17 protein-coding genes and 3 pseudogenes are annotated in these 19,467 nt (G+C 58.8%); 5 read left to right on the forward strand and 15 right to left on the reverse strand.

Annotation, left to right across the window (positions count from 1 at the left end):
* Window positions 1-445 precede the first annotated feature (445 nt).
* Window positions 446-2,182 (forward strand): ABC transporter ATP-binding protein, encoded by a 1,737-nt coding sequence (locus IVA98_RS30505; RefSeq protein WP_247356111.1) that lies wholly within the window; start codon window positions 446-448, stop codon window positions 2,180-2,182.
* Window positions 2,183-2,573: 391 nt separating this feature from the next.
* On the opposite strand, the pseudogene IVA98_RS30510 reads toward IVA98_RS30505, so the two are convergent.
* From IVA98_RS30510 to IVA98_RS30575, 15 genes and pseudogenes are all read right to left on the reverse strand, one after another.
* Window positions 2,574-3,514: pseudogene (locus IVA98_RS30510) on the reverse strand (SLOG family protein).
* A gap of 323 nt (window positions 3,515-3,837) precedes the next feature.
* Window positions 3,838-4,380 (reverse strand): annotated as a pseudogene (locus IVA98_RS30515) (toprim domain-containing protein); the annotation flags it as partial.
* Between the two features lie 463 nt (window positions 4,381-4,843).
* The gene (locus IVA98_RS30520) at window positions 4,844-5,815 is read right to left on the reverse strand and encodes a LysR substrate-binding domain-containing protein (RefSeq protein WP_247356112.1); all 972 of its coding nucleotides are present in this window, start codon (window positions 5,813-5,815) and stop codon (window positions 4,844-4,846) included.
* Window positions 5,816-5,838: 23 nt separating this feature from the next.
* Window positions 5,839-6,120 carry an EscF/YscF/HrpA family type III secretion system needle major subunit gene (locus IVA98_RS30525; RefSeq protein WP_247356113.1) on the reverse strand — a complete coding sequence of 94 codons (282 nt, stop codon included), beginning with the start codon at window positions 6,118-6,120 and terminating at the stop codon, window positions 5,839-5,841.
* Window positions 6,059-6,313 carry an EscE/YscE/SsaE family type III secretion system needle protein co-chaperone gene (locus IVA98_RS30530; protein WP_247356114.1) on the reverse strand — a complete coding sequence of 85 codons (255 nt, stop codon included), beginning with the start codon at window positions 6,311-6,313 and terminating at the stop codon, window positions 6,059-6,061. The genes IVA98_RS30525 and IVA98_RS30530 overlap by 62 nt, the downstream gene beginning before the upstream one ends.
* A complete protein-coding gene (locus IVA98_RS30535) occupies window positions 6,310-7,161 on the reverse strand; it encodes an EscD/YscD/HrpQ family type III secretion system periplasmic domain-containing protein (RefSeq protein WP_247356115.1) in 852 nt (283 codons plus the stop codon). The genes IVA98_RS30530 and IVA98_RS30535 overlap by 4 nt, the downstream gene beginning before the upstream one ends.
* A 210-nt stretch (window positions 7,162-7,371) precedes the next feature.
* Window positions 7,372-7,692, reverse strand: a pseudogene (locus IVA98_RS37830) (FHA domain-containing protein); the annotation flags it as partial.
* Window positions 7,689-9,779: a type III secretion system export apparatus subunit SctV gene (sctV, locus tag IVA98_RS30540; RefSeq protein ID WP_247356142.1), complete on the reverse strand. Its 2,091-nt coding sequence runs from the start codon at window positions 9,777-9,779 to the stop codon at window positions 7,689-7,691. The gene sctV and the pseudogene IVA98_RS37830, both read right to left, overlap by 4 nt.
* Before the next feature lie 1,166 nt (window positions 9,780-10,945).
* Window positions 10,946-11,374: a type III secretion system stalk subunit SctO gene (gene sctO, locus IVA98_RS30545; RefSeq protein ID WP_247356116.1), complete on the reverse strand. Its 429-nt coding sequence runs from the start codon at window positions 11,372-11,374 to the stop codon at window positions 10,946-10,948.
* On the reverse strand, window positions 11,371-12,750 hold the full coding sequence (gene sctN / locus IVA98_RS30550) for a type III secretion system ATPase SctN (protein ID WP_346657749.1): 1,380 nt from the start codon (window positions 12,748-12,750) through the stop codon (window positions 11,371-11,373). The genes sctO and sctN overlap by 4 nt, the downstream gene beginning before the upstream one ends.
* Window positions 12,747-13,373 carry a FliH/SctL family protein gene (locus tag IVA98_RS30555; protein WP_247356117.1) on the reverse strand — a complete coding sequence of 209 codons (627 nt, stop codon included), beginning with the start codon at window positions 13,371-13,373 and terminating at the stop codon, window positions 12,747-12,749. Before IVA98_RS30555 ends, sctN begins: the two co-directional genes overlap by 4 nt.
* Complete coding sequence (locus IVA98_RS30560; RefSeq protein ID WP_247356118.1) at window positions 13,352-14,077, reverse strand: hypothetical protein; 726 nt, start codon at window positions 14,075-14,077, stop codon at window positions 13,352-13,354. The genes IVA98_RS30555 and IVA98_RS30560 overlap by 22 nt, the downstream gene beginning before the upstream one ends.
* Window positions 14,077-14,838, reverse strand: a complete 762-nt coding sequence (sctJ, locus tag IVA98_RS30565) for a type III secretion system inner membrane ring lipoprotein SctJ (protein ID WP_247356119.1) — start codon at window positions 14,836-14,838, stop codon at window positions 14,077-14,079. The genes IVA98_RS30560 and sctJ overlap by 1 nt, the downstream gene beginning before the upstream one ends.
* A gap of 17 nt (window positions 14,839-14,855) precedes the next feature.
* On the reverse strand, window positions 14,856-15,233 hold the full coding sequence (locus tag IVA98_RS30570) for an EscF/YscF/HrpA family type III secretion system needle major subunit (protein WP_247356120.1): 378 nt from the start codon (window positions 15,231-15,233) through the stop codon (window positions 14,856-14,858).
* A gap of 56 nt (window positions 15,234-15,289) precedes the next feature.
* On the reverse strand, window positions 15,290-15,751 hold the full coding sequence (locus IVA98_RS30575; protein WP_247356121.1) for a hypothetical protein: 462 nt from the start codon (window positions 15,749-15,751) through the stop codon (window positions 15,290-15,292).
* Window positions 15,752-16,525: 774 nt separating this feature from the next.
* On the opposite strand from IVA98_RS30575, the gene IVA98_RS30580 reads away from it, so the two are divergent.
* The 4 genes from IVA98_RS30580 to IVA98_RS30595 are packed head-to-tail and all read left to right on the forward strand — an operon-like array spanning window position 16,526 to window position 19,458.
* Window positions 16,526-16,798, forward strand: a complete 273-nt coding sequence (locus tag IVA98_RS30580) for a hypothetical protein (protein WP_247356122.1) — start codon at window positions 16,526-16,528, stop codon at window positions 16,796-16,798.
* Between the two features lies 1 nt (window position 16,799).
* On the forward strand, window positions 16,800-17,321 hold the full coding sequence (locus IVA98_RS30585) for a SycD/LcrH family type III secretion system chaperone (RefSeq protein WP_247356123.1): 522 nt from the start codon (window positions 16,800-16,802) through the stop codon (window positions 17,319-17,321).
* Window positions 17,314-18,312, forward strand: a complete 999-nt coding sequence (locus tag IVA98_RS30590) for a hypothetical protein (protein ID WP_247356124.1) — start codon at window positions 17,314-17,316, stop codon at window positions 18,310-18,312. The genes IVA98_RS30585 and IVA98_RS30590 overlap by 8 nt, the downstream gene beginning before the upstream one ends.
* A gap of 42 nt (window positions 18,313-18,354) precedes the next feature.
* Window positions 18,355-19,458 carry a hypothetical protein gene (locus IVA98_RS30595; RefSeq protein WP_247356125.1) on the forward strand — a complete coding sequence of 368 codons (1,104 nt, stop codon included), beginning with the start codon at window positions 18,355-18,357 and terminating at the stop codon, window positions 19,456-19,458.
* Window positions 19,459-19,467: the final 9 nt, after the last annotated feature.

Genomic DNA, 19,467 nt, shown 5'->3' on the forward strand with positions numbered 1-19,467 from the left:
GGCGGCAACGAAGCATATAGACTGATGCGATCAGTCTTTAAGATAGCCCAGAGTAGCGCTGTCGTTTGGCAGGCTGGTCTTTGGCCCCTTAATGGTAGGAGGCGGCATTACAGGTAGCGGAAGGTTAGCTGTATCAGACCGCAAACTCCGATCCTGCGTGGAGGCACTTGCTTGCTTCATATGAGGCTCCGTGGTCTTAGGACGCTGGCTTCTCTCGCATCGCATTTTGACGTCGGCAGAAACCGGTAGCCGACAGCTTTGCTGAGCCACATACAAAGTCTCTCATGTAAATGCCCACGACAACCTATCAACATTGGTAGAGTCGAATGAAGGCGCTGGACGAAAGTGCGCTGAAGCGTAGCAATGGCGGATGTCGTCGAACAATTCGAGAGTAAGCTGCCTGCATCGATCAGTTTTATGGCCCAGACGGAGGACCTTTAGCCGTATGAACAGGAAGATATCGCCTCTCTCCGCCGAAATAAGAAACATCGATCTCTCAGAACTGCCGCAAATCATGTTAAAGCACACCGCACTCTCTCCGATTTCCGAAATTTTTCTTGCTTATTGGCGGTCCGATCGATGCGCTCTGCTGGTCGTTGCCGCAGTCGTGCTGCTTTCTAGCGCGAGCAGCGTCGCAGCCCCCTATCTCTTTTCCCGTCTGATCGACCACCTCCTGCAGGAAGGAGGCATGTCGGAACTCGCCTGGGGTTTTGTCGGTTATGCCCTCCTGCTCGGCGCAGCCTCCGCATTGCAGCGGATGGTACAATATCTCTCCTTCATGACCGCAGAAAACCTGGGCTTCATCGCCGCAACTCGTTTCTTCGAGCGCATCCTGAGAAAGACGGCCGCCTTTTTCGTTGAGCACAATCCCGTAGAGATACAGAATGCGGGCGCTCGCGGGCGCAGCGCGTTAACGACGCTGCTCCAACTTGGGACTATCGTCTTTATCCCCGCTGCGACGCAGCTTCTGCTTACGCTCGCAACTCTGGGAGTGCTCGTCAACATTACGATCGCTGCAATCGTCGTCATTTATGGTGCGGCTGCGATCACATTGACCTGGATTTCCACTCGGCGAGCCCGGACGTTTCTCGACCAAGCGATTGAAGCGGGGCAGAAGAATGCTCGTTTCGTCGGCAACGTCATAAACGCTATGGAGACGTTGCGCCATTTCGGGAGTCATTCGTGGATTAGCCAGCGATTTTCAATCAAGGCGCGCGAAGTACGCGACAACTGGCGATCCTATGTGCTGGAGCGAGTCACCTATATCGCTGTGCTCGGCCTCGGCGTGGCATTACAATTTGCGGTCACGCTTCTCTTCCTTCTCCCAGAGTACGAGGCCGGCGTGGTCACGATCGGTGATATAGTGCTGTTCAACACGCTCCTACTGCAGCTAAACATGCCTTTCGAGATGGTTGCCCGCGCGATCGACGACGTGGCGCGCTCGCGCGCTGACCTCATGCCTCTAGTCCATTTGTGGGCGGCACCGGAAGAGCGGTGGTTATCTCATGCTCGTGATTTCGTGCCCTCCGCTGGTCGGCTGTCTTTCGAGGCCGTCGGTTATACCTACGACAGCGGTCGCGGCGTTACGAACATCTCATTTACGGCTGCGCGCGGCGGCATTACGTTCCTTGTCGGCGACACTGGATCTGGCAAATCCACAGTGTTTAAGCTCGCAATGAAATCGATTGATCCAGACGCGGGCCGCATTACGGTCGATGGAATCGATCTCGCCGGCATCGATCGCACGGACTGGTATGCCGCTGTTGCCGTCGTTCCTCAGGACATAATATTGCTCAACGAGTCGCTGGCCGACAACATCCTGCTAGGACGGCCCCGCGACGAGGCGCGCCTTCGCGGTTCCTCCAAAAAAGCGGCCATTCTCTCTTTTATCGAGGCGTTACCCCAAGGATTTGACACGGTCGTTGGCGAACGAGGCTTGAAACTTTCCGGCGGGGAGCGCCAACGCATCGCTGTCGCCCGCGCGCTATATGGCGACCCAGCGATCCTTCTTCTCGACGAAGCCAGCTCTGCGCTTGACGAACGAACCGAGCGAGACATTATGAACCATATTCGTGCCTTGTCGAACGGTGTCACCGTTCTGGCGATCACACATCGAAGAGGCGTTATCTCTGCAACCGACGACGTAATCGATCTGACCGCGTGCAGCTTGTCGACGGCATAGAGGAAGGGCCAATCCGGGGCGTTGACGTCCGCTGATCCCGTTTGTGGAGGAACGGAATGAAACGATTGGAGGGTTTCGGCTTATTCTTAAGACGAGCGTCGTTGTGTAAGTTAACCGCGCTGAGCAGATGTTGGTCGGCAGTTCGGCGAATCGCGCCGCCTCCGTCGGTAAGGCCATGGGTATCGGCAGCGTAGGCGGAAATCGCGCTCGATATCCGCTCGTAATTTCTGTTCCATGTCCACCCGTCCCATCGCCGAGGCGCCGCTCGGATATCACGAACGCAACGCCTCGTCCCGCGACGGCCAACGTGCGACGAGCAGAGCAGATATGCGATGGCACGGAACTCTGGTCAGATGAGCAGGTTTGAATGGCGCAATATGCCGCGGAGCGCTCAACTTGACCCCTGCGCCCTTCGTCCGAACTTCCAAACCGGGATACCAAGTTTCTTCACCTTGTCGGCGAGATTGGCCTGGATGCCCGTACCGGCAGTGCATCACCCCAATTGGTAGCTCGTTGAGCATCGCATCGTTGCGCTTGAATGGCGCGGCCTTGGCGTGCTTCGTCCAGTCGGGCTTGAAAGCGATCGGCGGGACCTTGCGGTTGTCGGCCCACTTGGCGGCGATCAGCTCGGCGCCTTTGGGCGATCCGCCGTGGAGCAGCACCATGTCCGGATGCTTGGCGTGCACCTGGTCGAGCTTGGACCAGATTAACCCGTGATCATTGAAGTCCAGACCGCCGGTCAGCGCGACTTTCGGGCCCGGGGCACGAGCACCTGGTTGTCGGCGCGCTTCTTCGCGGCCAGAAAATCGCGGCTGTCGATCATCGCGGAGGTCAGATTGCGGTGGTTGACCTTCGACCCGATGCGCGGGCGGCGTGCGGAATGAGTGTGGCGTTCGAACTCGTCGGCGGCCTGATCGCGCATCAGCTCGAAGGCGTTGCGTCGCTCGATCAACGTCTGCCGTTCGGCCGTCAGTCGCTCCAACTCGACGGATTTGATCTCGCTGCCGTCCTGCTCCCGCTGCGACCGCTGCTGCGCTAGCTCGTTGTCGTCGAGCTCGCGCTCGATCCGGTCGATGGCACGGTGGAAGACGTCACCGTCGATCAGAGCAGGTCCCCGAGGTCGGGTTCGAGGCGGGTGTCCGAGAGTGCCACCACGAAGGCGTCGAAGATATCGGAGATGCTGCCGGCAAGGATTTGTGCTTCGGGAAGCGGCCGGGGATCGGGCTCATCGTGGAAGGGCCGGTGGCCATGGAGTTGGAGTTCCTGGAGAACCTGGTCAGTTGGGGACGAGTTGTGCTGCGGCTCGAAATCGTCGTCGTGGTCGGTGGTCATTACGGCTTTCCTCGTCGGATTGACCGCGCCCATCGCGGCCTTCATGGCGACGAAAGCGGCTGGCGGAACGGACTTGCACCCGCAGCGAAGCGAAGGGCCGAAGCGGAGCGGAGGGCCGAGGGGGCCGACTATTTTGCCTCGCGCTGTACAGGCGGCTTTGCCGCCGACGGAAAATAGTCGGCCCACGAGGTTGCCGGTCCGGGCCGTTTGCCGCCCGATCGCCCTCTTGAAGGCCGCGGGTGCGGCCCTCTCCGATGCTAAGGGGAAGCAGGACGACCAGGCCGGCGGTGACGAAGGGCCGCGCCGCCCTCATCCCCTTCCGGTCATGTTGTGAGCTCCATGAAGCGGGCGACGTCCTGGGCCGCGATTTGCACCCGGCTTGCAGCCCGAAGCGCCTCGATCCCGAGCAGCCGAAGATCCTCGTTGAAGTCGCCAAGCCGTGGCGAGATCACGATCGCCTCGATCCCGGCCGCCTGCGTCCGATCGATCAAGGTCGCCATGGCGCCATCACCTGCAGGATCATCGTCGCGCGCGATGTAGAGTCGGCGCAACGCCTCCGGGAGCAGGATGGAGGAGAGGTGTGTTGCCGAGAGCGCCGCCGCCATTGGCATGCTGGGCAGAACGCACCGAAGCGACAACATCGTCTCGATGCCCTCGCCGGCTACCATCACCTCGCCCGCCGCACCGAAGCGAACCGCGTGTCCGAGCAGGTCGCCCATGGCCCGTCTCGGCGTGTCGATCGGCGCCTTGCCGAGATTGGTTTCGCTGAAGCCGCCGGGATCGAGCCAGGTGCGATGCGCGCCGGTCAGGTGGCCCGAGAGATCGGTGACGGCAGCAATCATCGCCGGCCAGGTCTCGGTCGGAGACCCGCCAGCGCGGAGGATGCGCGTTCCGGACCGGCGGACCGTTACCAGGTCGAGCACTTCAAGCTTTTCGCCTTCCGCGCTTGTGCGAAGCCCGCCTTTTCGTCGACATTGAACCCCGACGTCTTGTGCATCACGAGCCGAGCGGGCATCGTCCGATGCTCCCGCCGATACGTGGCCAAGCCGTCGGCCAGCAATTGATAAGCGCTTTCGCGGGACAGATGCGGGGTTCGGTCGTCCTTGTCGTATGAAGCGCTTCCGCCCTGGACGATGAGTCCTTACAATGCGCGATGATGAGAGGGCCTGATCAGGCCAATTGCACTTGCCTGGCGACCGTCCACATGAAGCCGCCGGTTCACGGGCGATTGCAGGGCGCGTTCGCTTGCCGCGCGAAACGAGTTTTCGATAGCGAGCAGTCAGACGGATCTGCGCCTTCCGTGTGAACTGGCTGCCGCTGAGTTGTCACTCAGCAGCCGTTAGGGCCTCGGCTTGAGTCGAGATCAGATGCCGCAATCAGCTCGCATCCGGCAAGAGGTCTTATTTGAAGCACTTCTCCCACCTGCGCAATCAGCAAGGCGCTCACAGCTTCGGCGGCGGAGGCAAGGTCGCCCGAAGAGATGAGGCTGGCTGTCATATGGATCGGTGGATCTATCACGAGCGGTCTCAGACCTTCGTGGCCTGGAATATCGGGAATGTCGCCCTTGGGCAGAATCGCATTTGCGAGACCGGCCCTGACAAAGGAGAGCGCACTGACGAACGTGTCGACTTCTGCGATGCAGTTCGGCATCACGCCGGCCACTTCAAACGTCCGATCTAATGCGTCGCGAATTGTGTTTGGGCGCGTCGGCAATACAAGAGGGAGCTCGGCCAATTCCTCAATCGAAACGGCGGGAGCGACTTCTCCTGTATCGGGGGGACGTACCAGGTGAAGTCGCTGTTGAAATAGCGGCTGGCGAGTAACACCGGAGGTGGGCTCATCCTCAATTACAGCGCAGATATCGAGCGCTCGTGATGCGATGAGCAGCTTCATCTGAAGAGAGTCACCCGTAACAAGATGGAGGCGTACTTTTGGGAGCACTGTCCGGCTGGCTTCCATCAAGGTGCAGGCGAACGAAGCGGCGAGCGCTGAGGACATGCCCAGCCTTACGGCACCTTCCGGTTCTCCTGCCGTAGAGCGGATGATGCTGCGCAGTTGGTCAACCTGTTGAAGAATGGACGTGGCCTCACGATAAAAGACCTTGCCCTCGCGAGTCGGACGAACGCCGCGTACGCTACGGTGCAGCAGCGCGACCCCAAGCTCGGCTTCCAAGGCAGTCATCTGCTGACTCAGGGCCGGCTGCGCCACGTGGATTGTCGCCGCTGCTTGGCAAAAACTACCAGCATCCACGATGGCCGTGAAATATCGGAGATGACGTAGTTGCATAAAACTGGAAGACATAGCACCCCAGAATCGTCCGTAGTTCAGGCAATGTTCCGGATAATACCATTAAGCGCTTCGTGAACCGCTTTGATAACGGTCGAATTCAGGCTCAAGAGTGTCGTGTGTGTGTTCATTGAAATCTGAAGCTTAAGCTGATCCATGCTGTCGTCCGGATTCATCGTCGCCATGTGATTTCTCAAGCTGCGTTCCGATGCCTCAACAGATCTGCCAAGTGAGCCACTTATGTTCCTAATATCCACCTCACCTCTCCAAGCCGGAGGATAGTCCGCTGTGGTGGCGCATCCATGTTGTACTGACAACATCTGCTGCGGCACCTATTGCGTCGAGCAATGTGTCCAATGCGTCGAAATGACGCCTCGTGACGCCGCGATCCATGTCACGTTTCAACCATTGTTGCCAACTCTCGAGCTCTCTCTCCAGAGCAGCTAACTCTGTGCCATCGATGTCGTCTACCAACCGTTTCTGCAGCTCAAGCACGACCAGATGCTCGCTCACAGTTGACCCTCCTCTGCTATCCATTCTGGCTTGCTCGGATAGGGAACGTGCACGTCGGCCTCTCCGATACGCACAAGCATTCCGTCGCGTTCAATGACAACGATCTTGCCGAAATGATCGATATTGTCGCCGACTTTTAAGCGCGCTCCGTTCTGAACGACGATAAATGGAGACCGGCCGAGGTGTACGCCTCTCGCTAGCGGCAATACCCCCAGCGAACAATGCGCCTCAAGCCGAATGTAGGGCGCGAACTTCTCCTCGAAGCGGGAAGCAACGGTCTGCCATTCGCTATAGGCGGTTGGGGTAAGCGTCCCCGAAACGAGGACGACATCTGGCTTCACCACGATACGAATCATGCGACGAAGTTCGGCTGTCGTCGCTGTCTCTAGAAAGGTTCGCGCGCGGTCTGGCGTTGCGACCGTGTCATCAATTATGCTGACCCCGGGAATATCCTGCTGCAGGTGGCGAAGGGCCGCTTTGACGATCGCATCGCTTGGGCCATATCCCGCTACTGATATCCCTCCGGGGCTCTCCACGCGAATGCTCCCCTCAATGCCGAATCCCCGCATGACAGTCGCTGACAGGTCGATGACCTTTGCATCAGATAGAACGGTGGCGGTCGCCGATTTCGCTGTTATCTCTGCGGTTAGCCCGGCACCACGTAGGGCTGCTTTGATCTTAGTCGCCTCTCCAGGTCCCAAGTCGCCGTCGATGATCAGCTTATCATCGGAGAACGCGATACTGAGCCCGCTTCCGAAGTTCAAATCGCGAAGCACGTTCCTGGCAATTTTGATCGGATCGGTACCCGGAGCGGGAGCCGAGGTGAAAGAGGAAATAACCCCCGCCATCCCGGCGCAAGTTCCATAGACAATGATCAGAAGACCGCAAGCGGCCGCGCCAAGCCGAAATGGCCGAGGTATCGAGTCCCTCCCAAGACTAGCTTCTCGACCCCGGGTCGACGGTCCCTCGGGAGCTGAGGCCGCATGCTCTGCATGCCGCCTTCTATATTCGACCACGGAGTCGATCTCGGGGAAGCTGCCATCGGTCGGACCGATACTGAAAATCGTCCGCCCAACCTGAATCGGAGTGAGGAGATCGAGGCTCGTCGGACACTCTGCTAGACAATCACTACCGCCGATGAGCACACCCGGTGCGAGTGCGGTGATCTGGATTTGGCCGGCCTCGATGACAATGCGAAGATGCGAGTCAACCAGTTCCGGGTCTGCGAAGGTAAGGTCGTCAGCGTCATGACTACCGACTAGCCACACTCCATCGCCGAGCGATGTCTCGGCCCCCCTGTTGGGGCCAGATAGCACACGCAAGGACAGCTGGGTCTGATCACCCGTGAGAACTTCTTGTTCTATGTTCGCATTTCTCATCGCAGCGATATCCGTCCCAATGGCTGTATGGAGATATCGGGGGGAAGCTCCTGATAAGACAGTACTGGAAGCGCGTAGAGGTCGGTTTCGATGATCTTGCGTACGTATCGACGTATATCCATCGAAGTCAGCAGCACCGGCTTGTGCGGCTGCTGATTGAGGTCGCCGATAGCCTCTCGTATCGCGTCAATGATCTGACCTGTGGTTTGAGGGTCGAGGGCGAGATAGCTGCCGGCGGAAGTCTGCCGAATCGCATTGCGCACTGTTTCTTCCACGTGTGGCGTGAGAAGGTAGGCTGGCAACAGGTTCATGCTAATACAATGCGGCATGCAGAGTTGCCTCTTCAGCGCACAGCGCACATGCTCGGTCAGCAGGACAATGTCTTTTTCGTTCGGTGCCCGTTCGACCAGTGCGGCGAGGATGGTGCGCATGTTACGCAACGAAACCTCTTCCGAGATCAGTCGCTGAAAAACCTCTGAAATCTTCTGCAAGGGCGTCGAGCGCAGTACCTCCTTTACGAGTTCTGGGAGTCGCACCTCAATGTGGTTCAAAAGAGCTTTCGTCTCCTGGATTCCCACAAACTCAGCAGAATGCCTCCGCAGGATTTGAGCGGTGTGATAGCCAAGGATCTGAATCGATTCCAGGAACGGGACGTCGGCAGCGCGCAACGATTCGCGGTGTATAACATTCACCCAGACCGTCTCGATCTGAGGAAGGAATTGTTGATCCAGAACATACGGAATGCCCACGATATCAAGGCGCTCGGGAGTTGTACGTGCCAAAAGATGTTGCGAGCGCAGTCGTCCCTGACCGCATGGTATTTCATTCACCATGATGACATACGCTCCATCCTTGCAGCTGTCGTTGACCCGCACATTGATCGCTGGAAGAGGAACACCGAGTTCAAGAAGGAGGGCTTGCCGTTCTGCATCCAATGCTTTCTTGAGCAGATCGGGAGGGACGACCGCCTGAACGTCGTGACCGACGTCGATCATCAGGGGCACGGTGAACGTGATGCCGTTGTCGGCCGCTCCGTCACCGTCGGTCGGCTCATGCGATGCCGCTAAGCGCGCTCCCCCTGTCATCGCGTAGCGACGCATTGGCGGCGCGGCCAGCTGCCGATTGCGCTGCAGTTGCCAGCCACCGCCTCCAACCACGAGTGCCAAGATCATGAAGATCCCCATTGGAAAGCCAGGGATGAACGAAAAGAGGAGGAGAATGAATGATCCGACCATAAGCGCACGCGGTTGAGCGCTGATCTCGTCGCCGATCTCATTGCCGAGATCTGCACCGGTATTCTCGTCACTAACCCTTGTGACGATAATTCCAGCAGTAATCGCGGTGAAGAGAGCCGGTATCTGACCGACGAGCCCGTCTCCGATGGTCAGGATCGCATAAACCTCGAGCGCCTCGTACAATCCCATTCCCTTTTGAAGCGAACCAATCGCGATCCCGCCTATGATGTTCACGGCAATGCTGATCAATCCCGCGATTGCGTCACCCTTGAGGAACTTCATGGCACCGTCGAGGGCACCGTAGAGTTGGCTCTCGCGCTCAATCGCAACGCGGCGCCGACTTGCCTCTCGGATATCAATGCCGCCGGCACGCAAGTCGCCGTCGACGCTCATCTGCTTGCCTGGCATCGAATCCAGAGAAAATCGTGCGGCAACCTCGGCCACACGCTCAGATCCTTTGGTGATGACGACAAACTGAACAATTGTCATGATCAAAAAGGTGACCGCGCCCACCACGAGATTGCCGGCCACCACGAAGTCCCCGAAGGTCCTGATGATCTGGCCGGCGTCTGCGTGAAGCAAGATTGTGCGTGTTGCGGCGATGCCAAGCGACAACCGAAAGAGCGTCGTCACCAGAAGCACCGACGGAAAGGAGACGAATGCAAGGGGGGATCTAATATAGACCGCCACCATCAGCAGGAGTGCCGAGAGTCCCAGGTTGACTGCCTGTAGTACATCCATGAGGACCGGCGGCAGTGGAATGATCATCATGAAGATGATCGTGATCAGTAGCGCCACGAGAACAATATCATTGCGACCGGTTGCGACCGTTCGGACTTTGTCGAGAAACATCACACTAGCCACCTGCGCTGCATCCTGTAGGTGCGTCCAAGGCATGATCAATGAAACGAACCGCAGACAGGTTCTTGCCTCGGCGTTGATCCCTGCAAGAGGCACTGACTAATACCCGGGACCGTCGAAATCGGCCTTCGCCGTCCCATGACAATGGTGGAAACCGCCTTGCATGGGCAGCGACCTCCCCGCAATGTCCAGCATTCGGCGGGGCGACGCGCCCGGTGGCGTTGAGATCGATTGTCGGTCGCAGCTGCCAACCTCGGTATGCGTCTAAGCAGCGATTCCCGACGCGGGCTTGTTCTTGAGAAATTTGCGGAGCCTACGAAGTATGGTAGTGCAACGTATGCAGGTGAGTTTCTTAGGCTTCGTGGCGGTGCTAAGCATCGCTCCGAATCGACGCTTTCAAACTCCCGACGGTCGCTTTCGAAACAGTGTCGTGGTGGGAAGCGATCAATTGCGTTCGCGCCCTCGGAACGATTAGAGATCCGCGGACGCTGCCTTGGGACAGCCGCCGTCGATCCCGTCGCTACCCCCGAGCAAGCACGGAGTCTCCAACTGATATCATCGTTTTGCCGAAACATGCCGCCATCTCCTAGTCTTGATTGATCCCGTCGCGGTTCGATAGACCGCCGCGGCGGTTTGGAAATCTCGTTTCAAGATCAGTTCGACCGCGTTCCTAAGGAGCAACTATCGTGCCGACTCCGTTCTCGAACTAGGAGGCCTTTCTTCAGCGGGAATGCGCGCGTGGCCGGTGTTTAACCAGCGGAATTTAGGTGCAGTTCATCGGTCATCCGACTTGGGTCACGTTACTACGCCGACGTCGATCAACCATGTCCGTGCAAAGACAATTCACCACTGTGCGCGTGGTGGATGATTAAGGATGGGCGCAAATGCGACGAAGCGGCCTGCGCGGGGCCCGGGGGTGGCGTGGCCAAGTATGAAGTTGTTGTGACGCGGGCAGCGCCCCCCGTCCCAAACTGCGGAACTTCATCACTTCACGCGTGCGACTAACCGTTTGCCAGCGTTCTGAGGCTCGCTTGACTATGCTGTATCGCTCGACGGATCGCCTCTGTCGTCGCGGCGCTCCCATGAGGAACCTGGCCCATAGTGCATCCTTTGATTCGGCAGACAAGGATGTCCTATCAAAACCCGGGCTCAAACATCTAGAGATCCGTCTCCTTCAGCGGGCCGGCGGTGAGCGCACGCACCAAATTGTCGCATTTCTCGAGCTGCCGATATGCCTTGCGTGTGGCGTCGGAGGCTTCCTGACATGCCTGACACGCATGTTCGGCTTCCGACAGCGCCTCCTCAAGGCGCCGTTCGAGCAGCCGTTCGTGATCGCGCAGTGACGCCGTCTTCGCCTTCGCCTCCTCTAGATCGCTGAGAGCGACGGGTTTGCCGATCAGCAAATCATACATCTCGCGCTCCAGTCGAGGTCGGTCTTGCCGCCATGTGCGAAGGACTGCCAGTGCCGCTTCGACAGTCGCACCGGATTTGTCGATGGCTGACTGCCGCACGCGTAGAGTCTCCTCGGCCCGGCGACGCCGCAATTCCCTCAACTCAAGCAATTGATGCACGGCCTTGGGAGTCATGCCAGGCACGTGGCGAGCTCCTGAAGCATTGCGTCGAAGCCAATTTGTTCACATCTTGGCTGTCGCAGGAACGCCCGTATGTTCTCAATCTTGGCGATAGCCGTATCGGCGTGCGGCTCGGTTCCTTTCTTGTACTCGCCGACCCGTATCAAGAGTTCCACCTCCTGGTATTTAGCTATCAGCGACCGCAACTCACCCGCCAACTTCGAATGTTGCGACGACACGATAGCACTCATAGCACGGCTGACGCTTGCCAGAATATCGATAGCGGGATAGTGGTTCGACATCGCCAAGGTGCGTGAGAGCACAATATGGCCATCCAGGATGGAACGGGTTTCATCGGCTAGAGGTTCGGTGACGTCATCGCCCTCGACAAGCACGGTGTAAAACGCGGTTATCGATCCACGATCGTTGTTGCCGGCGCGTTCCACGAGCTGCGGCAAAGTCGCAAAGACCGAGGGCGGGAAACCACGCTGGGTGGCCGGTTCGCCGGCCGCCAGACCAATCTGCCTCTGTGCGCGCGCAAAGCGCGTTACCGAATCCATGAGAAGCAGGACACGCTGTCCCCGATCTCGATACCATTCTGCGATTGCCGTCGCCACATAGGCCGCCTTCACCCGTTCCATCGCGGAACGATCGGAGGTGGCAACGATAAGAACTGATCTTCGTCGCACCTCTGAGCCGAGATCGCATTCGATGAACTCCTTCACCTCTCGGCCTCGCTCTCCAATCAGAGCTATCACTGTTACGTCAACCGCCGCGCTGCGCGCCAACATCGACAGCAGTGTGCTCTTGCCGCCGCCCGCCGCGGCAAAGATTCCCATGCGCTGCCCCTCGCCGCACGTCAAGAAGCCGTCGATCGCGCGTATGCCGACTGGAAGAGCGCGATCAATGATGCGCCGAGTCAAGGGACCCGGTGCCTCGCTTTGGACTGGAACGCGGGCGTCTGGAAGCAGCGGCCCATGAGTGGATGTGTCGAGGGGGCGGCCGAGACCGTCAAGCACCCGGCCAAGCAATTTCCAGCCCGCGGGCACTGTCAGAGGCTCTCCCATCGGGATCACCTCAGTGAGGGTAGAAAGCCCCTGTATTTCGCCAAGCGGCGTTAGAATGGCGATGTCGTGCTGAAACCCGATAACTTCCGCCGACAATTCGCACTTGTTCTCGGGATTGCGGAGCATGCACAGGTCACCTATACGGGCGCCCGGCGCCGTTGCACGGATGATTGTCCCGACGATTTGAAGGACTCGGCCGCAGACGCGCATTGTCGTCGTCTGCGCCACCACCGTGCGAGCGAGCTGAAACAAGCGATCGATGTCGTCGTGCGTAGAATGAATTGCAGCCACCGCTGTTGGCAACTCGGGTCGCTCGGAAATCACGATGCAGAGGCCTTTAGGCTGCTACGCAGGCCGGATCCGATCGCCGCCAATTGGCTTTCAATCGTGGCGTCAACAAGTCCAGCATCTGTCTCAAGGATGCATCCGGCATCTTTGACCCGCGGATCAGAAACTATTTCGACGACGGCGCGCGACGTCGCCGTCGAGAGCAGTTCGTTCAATCGTCTGCGGACCGTTTCGACATGCGCCGGTGCCAGGCGTAAGCGGACGAGGGAGCTATGGCCCGTGAATCTCAGGCTGTGCAAAACGATCTGCACCGCAGCGTCATCCGGCGCGACGGTATCAATTACCCGACGTGCGATCTGCAGGCCCATGTCGACAATCCGTTCTTGATTATCCTCCATGATCCGTAGCGACGCAACGGCGATCGCGGTTAATCGTTGATCGATGGTCGCCTGCGCCGCTGTCAGCGCGGCTTCCCTGGCAGCCGTCTCGATCATCTCTGCAGTTTCGCGCGCCCCATCCACGAGCGCGTCCGCATCGCGTCGCGCCTGAATAAGCAATTGCTCAGCCTCCACGATCGTCTGTGCGGTGGCCGCTGGCAAAACTCGCCCTGGGCCGAGGATGCTGGCGCCACCCGCCGTCAGTTGAACCAGCGCGACCATGTCGGCATCTCTTTGCGGACTAGGCGCCGCATCGCACGAAAGGCGTCCTCGCCAGCACTGTCGTCACGGCAGGCGTCCGCCACCACCATCCAGACCGCTGCGGGGCGGCGCAATCGCAGTCGGGCGCGCAGCCCATGCGGGATCGCGCCTATCGCAAGGCCGAACATCACCGCACCGCGGCAGAGAAATGCACGAGGCGCAGTCGGCATCTCGGAAGCGCTGATCGCGGACATCAGCTCGACGGTCGGTCTCGGCAGCAGTGCAGCATGGGATGCGAATTCGAAGGCCTCTTCGCCGAGAACGGCGCGCGCCGCCACAACATCGGCCGTCCGAACGAGACCGACGAGGCTGGACGCGCCGGTCCAAGCTCCGGCCAGGCCGATAAGGCGTGTCGCGTCTGACGCTGGCAGAAATGCGAGCCGAGTTCGTGGTGAGTTGCCAGCGGAAATAATCGCGTACGCTTCGCTGCGTTGACCGCGAAGCAGCCAACGTCCAAGCTTGATGCGGATGAATGGGTCGGACTGAGCGAAGTTTATAGGTATCCACTCGGGCCAGCCAGTCGCTAGCGCGTCATCGAGATCAGTCGCAGGATCGGCGATGCAGCGCATCATCGCTCCCGCCCACGGCGTATCAAGCCATTCATCCTGGATTGTTGCGGAGCTCATTGGGAGCATAGTCGGATTGTTCGCTTCTGCGAAGCTCATTACGCTGCAGTACCGTCGCTACGGCCAGAGCGCAACCGCCATATGAGAACGACGAGCACTGCATTGCCGATCAGCGACGCCGCTATTGCGCCCACGAGGCAGATCAAGAGGAACAATGGGAAAGGACGTTCCGACGCACCGGCAGTGAAATCCGTTCGACCAAGCGTCGTATTGTCCTGATTTGCCTCTACAAGGGCAACTGAGACCCGATCGTAGGATAGGCCCCTTAAGCTATTTGCGACGAGCTCCTTGATCTTAGGCACGATCTGATCGATCGGAGCACCGGGCTTGTAACGGACGAGCACAGCAGCAGTTGACGAGGCGGGTGGATTGCGATCGTCACTCGCGGTTTCAGGTAAGACCGTGTGGACTCGTGCATTAAGCACGCCGTCGATAATGGACAAAGTCTGCGAAAGCTCCTGTGTGACCCCATAAATGTAGCGCACACGCTCCTCTATGTCCGATGAGATCATCCGGTCCTTCTTGAAGAGAGTGCCCATATCGGCGAAATGATCGCGAGGCCAGCCGGCGCTGTCTAACACATTCATAGCACGCGGCACGTCTTCTGTTGGCACCACTAGCGAGCTCGTGCCGCCGGTGTCTGTCGTCCGTTCCGCGCGGATGCCTTGTCGCATAAGCAAAGCAAGCATTTCGTTAGCCTCGCGCGCTGAGAGGTTGCGATAGAGCTCGATCTTCGATCCGCAGCCGAGCAGGGTGAACAGCACCAGAAGTGCCACCGCCCGCTTCAATACACGCGCCATGCCAGCGGTATCGTGGCTTATTGGCTATGCAGGAAAGTGTCGAGCGTATGGGTCGCCTTCCCAACCACCTTGGTCACAAGGTCGTACTGCAGGCTCATAGCTGATAGCTCGATCTGCACATCGAGCCACTCAGCTGAGCGGATGTTCCCCGCGTTCATGCCTTCGGCCGCCCTGCGGACGCCTTGCATGGATTGTGCAAAGCCTGCGCTCAGTTTTTCTACGCCACCGAGGATATCATCGGATAGGCGAGGAACGAGCGGTCTCCCTGCCTCGTCCGTCAACTCGCCCCCAGCCGCGATCAGCGGTTCGTCAGCTCGCTGCGATGGCACCGACGGCTCCAGCGCGGCTCGAAACGCCTCGACGGATTCAGCCGATACTTTCGATGTGCTTGGCATCTCTATCGCCAAAGAGGCTGGCGGTGCTTGCGGGAGGATACTACCTACGCTGCTCATTAGATGTCCTTTCCTGTAATATATGCCGGCACCATCTGGCCCAAAGCTGTGAGGAATTCATCGAGGCCGGACTCGCCCCTTGGCAGACGTCTGAGCACGGCATCGTGTTCGCTTAGGCGTCCACTAAGCGCAAGAGCCAGGGCCTGAAATGCCATCCCATATGCGTCATTCGCCTTGGCAAGAGGATCGAGGCGTTCCAGCGCCGCTGGAATATCGCCTGCCGTCAGATCTGCGACCGCATAAGCAATGACACACTCCCGGCTGCCCGGCGCAATCACGTCAAGCCCCTTCGCAATCCGCCTTGCCCTCACCACGTCGTTCGTGACACAAGCCAAGAATGCTGTCTCGGTGAGGCGTCGCAGCAGGGAGCGACTGTCGGGTGACGCACAGGTCGACAACAGAGACGCACATACCGAATCCCTGTCCCTGACCGAGTCATGTGTCGCTTGCCGATCATCCATGTCATATCCTGCCACGACCTCCGCCCGGAAAACATCGCGCCCGGGCCCCGGAAGGGCGCACGCTCGCAACATGTCCCGTGACCAAGCACCATCTCGCCACCACATCATACGACCGTCCGCCGAGTAGCGTGGCGCGCTGCTAACGATCAATTCTCATAATGGTTTAATTCGGCGTCTCGCTCGGCGCCAATACAATGCGAGGATGGAGTCATAACGGTGGCGTATGGATAACGGGTCCCCTCCATCAACCGCTCGGTCCGGCACAAAGTGTGAGCTGTTCTGGGGCAATTCGTCCAAGGCGATTGCAGAACCCCACCTGCCGCCGATGCGATCCTCTTCGTTACCTGCTTAAGGTCAAAAATGCGAGCGGCTTGGCGACGAGCACTTGCCGAACGGCCCGTTTAGCGCAACGACACGGATTTCCTGGTTAGCGCCGCCGCGCTCGCGCTGAGACGCACCGATCCATCGCGGCCGCCTATGACTTCATAGCAATCAAGTATTTTGCGCCATGCGCCGCCTCTAGTAGTGACGTGCGGAGCTGTTGATCCAACCGGGACACGGAGGAATACCACTACGCCAGCCGCGGGAACGTTCTCGCCGTGAGAAGGAAGGGGATACCGGCACACCTTATCATCGGCAGACGATGCCTGTTGATGGCCTTGAGCGGCCGGCTCGAGAGCAGGTCGTTGCCCCTTTAGCGGGGTTGGTGGCGCAAGCGGTTTCGAATCCTGCTGGTGCTACCGTGCGTTGGCAAAGAGACCGTCTGGAGGATCAATGAACCTCGATGACACAATGGAGGCTGCGCGACAGACCATCGCACAGACGGATAGTCTCTTGACGCGCGCCCGCGAACAACTTGGCCGTTGTGCCTGCCCTTCGGGCGACAGCAGTGTGAGCGCCGCTTCAATTTCTGCATTTGTCGCCGATCAGGATGAAGCGTTTCAAAGAGCGTATGCGGGCGAGCTGGCGGCCCTCAATCACATCCTGCCTGCGCCTGAACCGATGTCGAAGGTCCGAGGCACCAAGCCATCTCCACGGAGAGCGTGACATGATGGGAATGGCGGATGGTGATCTATTGAATGGTGGCGATGCGACAGACACCGAGCGGCTGGCACAGCTCGCCATCGACTTCGTGGCAGGGCGCGCGGACCTAGCTAGCGTTATTGGGATCACGGATCATGAGCTTGAGGCCTTATATATATTTGGCCACCGCTACTATTCTTGCGGCAAGTATGAGGAGGCGCGGGATTTTTTTCGCTTCTTGTGCCTACACCGGCACATCGATGCACGGTTCTGGTTTGGTCTGGCTGCTAGTAGTCAGATGCTTGGGGACCCAGAGAACGCCACGCACGCCTATCGGCTGGCCGGGCTCCTGAATAGTGAGGACCCACAGATCCCGCTTCGAGCTGCAGAATGCTTCATCAAACTAAATCATCCCACGGCAGCCATCGCCGCACTCGAGAATGCCTTGGCGCTGAGTGTCACAAGGCCAGAACACAAGGCTTTGGCCGACCGTGGGCTAATGATGCTTACCCGACTCAAATCCCAACAGGGCTCCAACCATGGATAGAGTGAACATGTGGGCGTTGACGAGCAAGACGCTCCCCGAAGTCGGGACGCTGCCCTTCAGTGCCTCCGTCTACGGTATTCCAGGCAATGGCCGCAACACTGGCGCCAACCTGTTGCCGCAATCAGTTTCCGGAGAGGCTGTGGTGTCAGGTTCGATTCCAAACTTACCGGCGCCACGTGCGTTCAACGCGATTGACCTCCTTACCACGTTTCTGGCTCTGAAGACCAAGATGACTGATGGACAGGTCGCAACCGGAATAGAGGACGCGCGACACTGGGGCGAGCAGCAAAGGCAGTTGCACGAGAAGACCTCTAAGAGCATCCTTGAAGCGGCAAAAAGATTGGCAGAAGCAAAGAAGAGCTCCGGCATCATGAAGTTCTTCGGATGGCTGGCGGTCGGATTGACGGTCCTGGCTGCCCTCGGCACCGGCGGAACTCTTGCAGTCATGGCGGCGGCAGTGAGCGTTGGAGTAGCGACTCTCACCGAGACGGGGGTCATCGATAAGATGACCGCGGCAATTGTGAAGAGTCTCGAGAAAGATGGAATCGAGAGCGGCAAGGCCAAAACCTCGGGCGCGGTCATCACGATTGGCATAATATTCGCTATCTCGGTGCTAACGGTCGGCGCTGGCTTTGCTAATGGAGCTGCGAGTGGATTGCGCATCACCGCCGTGATACCGTCTAACTCTGTCAAGGCTGTTCAGATAGGCCAGAGAGTTTCGACGGCGGCTCGAGTCGGCGAGGCAGTAGCATCGCTGGGCGAGGCTGGCGCCGGCATCGCCAATGGCGTCCAGCAGAAGGCGGCAACTGACGCCCAAGCGGAAACGTTGGACGTTAGCAAGTGCATTGCAAGATTGAGAGCACTGCAAATCGATGAAATGGACTTCATCAAGCAGTTGCTTCTCGACAGGACGATGGCCACACAGAGGGTTGCCGAGGCGATTGAGAGGCAGAGTGACTCCAACGCCAATCTCGTAAGGCACTTCGCCTGACGGACTGCGTGGGGCCACCTATCGAACTTGAGGAATGTAGCAATGGTGTTTGCGATCGAACGTGAAACGACCGTTGGCGGGTACGACCTGTTGGACGCTGCCGTGCATCAACAACTTCCGTCGGTGCCGGTCTCTGTTGCGGTCCGCGGCAGAAGCGTGCCAGAAGACGAGATCCCACGCCCTCTTGCGGATCCCGTTGATGGGGCGCGGGGTTGGGGATCAGTTGGTGTACCGGATCTCACGGACGTTGTGATCCACGAGAAGCTTTCCAACATCCAGGGCAAGCTGAAGGACTTTGTTACGGGAAACGACATATCAGCAGTCGCCGCGCTTATCGTTCGGCTTAATGCGGAGTTCCGCACCGCGGCGCGCTCGGACCGGTCGGCCGCACTTAATGTCGAGATCGTTGCGCAGGAAGCTGCTGCGAAGGCGCTTCGTAATTCAGGATTATGCCAGTTGTTTGGCGCAATAGCCATTTCTGGCGGCGCGATGTTAGGCGCCGGTGTGAACCTCAAGGGCGCTCGCCAGATTCAAGCGCGCTTCGACGAGCTGTACAAGGCCAAGATCCATGCGCCGCCCCCGAAGTCCAGTGTGGAGACGCCGGCCCCGAACAGCCCTTCAGGTCGAGCGCAGTGCCTAGACAAACCGGAAAGCGGTCCGGAGTTCTACGACACGCCTCACGGCAAAGCGCAATCTATCCAAGCGCCGGAGCGCGAGGCGCTGCCCTCGGAAGACAATATCGAGATGACACTTCCGGATGGGAGCACATCATCGAGCAGAGGCAATACACCTGGCGACGCGCTTGGGCTGGACTCGGCCAATAGCACGACGGACCCCCTTGAGTTTACGCGCGTTGTCCAGGCGCAGACAGCAGCCCAGCAGGCGGCGATGAGATGGAATGGCATGGGCACAATCGCGACAGAAGCCTTCAAGCTTCCCGGAGCCGGCCTGAACATGGGCGCGACGCACTACCAGGAGGAGAAGGCGAAGCTGGAGGCGGACGGCACCAAGGCGCGCGCGCAGATGGAGAACGAGAGTGAATTCATGGCAAGTTATGAGGCGGCGATTCAGGACTTTCTGGGGAAGCTTGCAGAAATTCGTCGCGCCGATACCGAGGCGAGAAGCAAGATCGTCTATATGGCTTGAGTACATCGT

This window comes from Bradyrhizobium sp. 160, from assembly GCF_023073735.1.
GTDB lineage: Bacteria > Pseudomonadota > Alphaproteobacteria > Rhizobiales > Xanthobacteraceae > Bradyrhizobium.